The following is a 3302-nucleotide window of genomic DNA, read 5'->3' on the forward strand; positions in this document are numbered from 1 at the left end:
GATGGCCCAGGCGTTGCCCTGCTTGGTCATCTTCCGCTGGAGGCCCGAGATGATGCCACCGATGGTGATGATCGTCCCCCACCCTGCCACCGTGGCGCCCCGTCACCGAGGACCGGCGGCGCCGCCGCTGCGGCCCGGTCAGGCTCCGGGGACGCCCGCGAGACCGGTGGTGAGACCGTCCAGGGCGTGCGAGCAGACGCAGTCCCGGTCGACGGGCAGCAGCTCGATCGCCTTGAACAGCACCGTGCGCAGCCGGTCGACATTGCCCGCGAAGACCTTCAGCACCTCGGCCTGGGTGACGCCCTCACCTGCCTCGACGCCCGCGTCGTGGTCGGTGACGAGCGCCAACGTGCTGTAGCAGAGTCCGAGTTCACGCGCCAGCGCGGCCTCCGGGTGCCCGGTCATGCCGACCACCGACCAGCCGTTCGCGGAGAACCAGCGGGACTCGGCGCGGGTCGAGAAGCGTGGCGGTTCTCGTGGCCCAGCACGAGCGCGATCTGCGCCGCGACCACGGCGGCCGCGTCGACCGTGTCGCCCGACTCGGGGTCGCCCGTGTCCGTGCCGCCCGCCCCGGTGTCGCGGGTCTCCGGGCCGCCGTCCGGCCGGCCGGGCGCGGCGGTCTCCGCTGCGTGCGTCCCCGGGCCGGCCGGGGTCCGTCCGCTCTGCCCGGCCGTCGCTTCGGGCAGCCAGTACGAACGACGTTGGAAGGCGTACGTGGGCAGGTCGACCGGCGCGGCCCCGGCGACGGCCGGGGACCAGTCGACCGGCACGCCGGCCACGAACAGCCGGGACAGCGCGGTCAGGAAGACCTCCGGCCCGCCCCGGTCACGGCCCAGCGTGCCGGTGGCGACGCCGGGCACGCCGGTCCGCTCGCGGGCCTGTTCCAGGATCTGTTCGAGGGCGGGCAGCAGCACCGGGTGCGGGCTGACCTCGACCACGACGTCGTGCCCGTCCGCCAGCAGTGCGGCGGTGGCCAGGTCGAAGCGGACCGGCTCGCGCACGTTGCGGTACCAGTAGCCGGCGTCGAGCCCCGTGGTGTCGTCGAGGAGGCCGCCGGTGACCGCGGAGTAGTACGGGATCGTGCCCTGCCTCGGCCGCACACCGTCCAGTTCGGTGAGCAGCCGCTCGCGGATCGCCTCGACGTGCGCGCAATGGGAGGCGTAGTCCACCGGGACGACGCGTGTGCGGACACCGTCCGCCGCGCAGGACTCGACCAGTTCGGACAGGGCCTGGGTGTCGCCGGACACCACGACCGAGCCGGTGGCGTTGACCACGGCGACCGTCAGCGCGCCGCCCCAGCGCGACACGTGGTCCTCGGCCCGCTCGGCGGACAGGGCCACGGACACCATGCCGCCCCGGCCGGTCAGCGCCACCAGCGCGCGGCTGCGCAGTGCCACGATCCGGGCCGCGTCGGACAGCGACAGCGCGCCCGCGACGTATGCCGCGGCGATCTCGCCCTGCGAGTGCCCGACCACCGCGTCGGGCTCGACACCGAAGGAGCGCCACAGTGCCGCCAGGGACACCATCACCGCGAACAGGGCGGGCTGCACGACGTCCACGCGGTCGAGCGGGGCGCCGTCCAGGACATCGGCCAGGGACCAGTCGGTGTACGGGGCCAGGGCCTGGGCGCACTCGTCCATGGCGGCCCGGAAGGCGGGGTACGCGGCGTACAGCTCCCGGCCCATGCCGACCCACTGCGCGCCCTGGCCGGGGAACACGAAGACGGTACGGCCCGGGGTGCCGGCCCGGCCGGCGGCGACCTGGACGGAGTCGAGCAGGACCGCGCGGTGCGCGAACCGGGTTCTGGTGGTGGCCAGCGCGTGCGCGACCTCGGCGCCCGTCAGGTCCGGGTGGCTGCGCACGTGTTCGCGCAGGCGCTCGATCTGCGCTCGCAGCGCCTGCTTGGTCCGCGCCGTGACGATCCACGGCGCCGACCGAGCCTCGGGGGCGGGCCGCCGGGCCGGCGGCGCGGCCGCATCGGGCGCCTGCCCGACGATCACGTGCGCGTTGGTGCCGCCCATGCCGAACGACGACACTCCGGCGAGCAGGGGCGCGTCCGGCCGCGGCCAGGGGGTCGGAGCGGTCTGGACCCGCAGCGCCAGTGCGTCGAGAGGGATGCCGGGGTTGGGGGTTTCGTGGTTCAGGCTCGGCGGCAGTGCGCGGTGGTACACGCTGAGGACGGCCTTGAGCAGACCGACGATGCCCGCGGCGCCTTCCAGGTGGCCGACGTTCGTCTTGGCGGATCCGACCCGCAGGGCGCTGTCGGCGTCGCCGGACTCGGCCGGGTCGCGGTAGGCCGCCGCGAGGGCGGCGGCCTCGATGGGGTCGCCGACAGCGGTGCCGGTGCCGTGCAGCTCCACGTACTGCACATCCGCGGGACGCACGCCGGCGCGGGCCAGTGCCTCGCGGATGACCTGTTCCTGGGCCTGCGCGCTGGGCACGGTCAGGCTCTGTGTGGCGCCGTCGTTGTTGACCGCGCTGCCCCGGATGACACCGTAGACGCGGTCCCCGTCGGCCAGGGCCCGGTCCAGCGGTTTCAGGACGAGGAAGGCGCCGCCCTCGCCGCGGACGAAGCCGTTGGCCCGGGCGTCGAAGGTGAAGCAGCGGTCGTCCGGGGACAGGCCGCCGAACTCCGCCGCTCCCTCCTCGCGGGCGGCGGTCAGGTTGAGGTTCACCCCGCCGGCCAGGGCGAGCGCCGACTCGCCGCGGCGCAGGCTCTCGACCGCCAGGTGCACCGCGACCAGCGCCGACGACTGGGCCGTGTCGACCGTCATGCTCGGTCCGCGCACACCGAGGAAGTGCGAGACGCGGTTGGCGATGACGCCCCGGTTGGTGCCGGTCAGCGTGTGCGGCGTGATGTGACCGGGGTAGGCCAGGGACGTGTAGTCCTCCCACATCGAGCCGACGAACACCCCCGTCGGGCCGCCCGTCAGCGTGCTCGGCACGATCCGGGCGTCCTCCAGGGCCTCCCAGGCGAGTTCGAGCATGAGCCGCTGCTGCGGGTCCATGCCGGCGGCCTCACGGGGGGACACACCGAAGAACGCCGCGTCGAAGCCGTCCACCCGGTCCAGGTAGCCGCCGTGCCGTACGCCCTGCCGGCCCGCGGGCGGCGCGGTGATCGCGTCGGCCCCGTCGCACAGCAGTCGCCAGAACGCCTCCGGATCCGGGGCTTTCGGCAGCCTGCCCGCCATTCCGATGACAGCGACACGATCAGCGTCCGAATCCAAGGGGAAGCGCATCACATCGACACCTCGTGAGCCGGGGAATGAAGGAAGGCAGGGGGGGTGTTTCCGTAGCAGTCC

The 3302-nt window shown here is 74.2% G+C and carries 1 protein-coding gene and 1 pseudogene; both read right to left on the minus strand.

Annotation, left to right across the window (positions count from 1 at the left end; genetic code table 11):
• Window positions 1-138: 138 nt before the first annotated feature.
• Window positions 139-474: pseudogene (locus ACIQOV_RS33875) on the minus strand (5'-methylthioadenosine phosphorylase); the annotation flags it as partial.
• A complete protein-coding gene (locus ACIQOV_RS33880; protein WP_401054618.1) occupies window positions 402-3239 on the minus strand; it encodes a type I polyketide synthase in 2838 nt (945 codons plus the stop codon). The pseudogene ACIQOV_RS33875 and the gene ACIQOV_RS33880, both read right to left, overlap by 73 nt.
• Window positions 3240-3302: the final 63 nt, after the last annotated feature.

This window comes from Kitasatospora sp. NPDC091257, assembly GCF_044757675.1.
Classification (GTDB): Bacteria; Actinomycetota; Actinomycetes; order Streptomycetales; family Streptomycetaceae; genus Kitasatospora; species Kitasatospora lactacystinica.

Excerpts from the sequence above, each read along its gene's own strand:
- ACIQOV_RS33880 (WP_401054618.1), bottom strand. The coding sequence starts at position 3,239 with ATGCGCTTCCCCTTGGATTCGGACGCTGATCGTGTCGCTGTCATCGGA.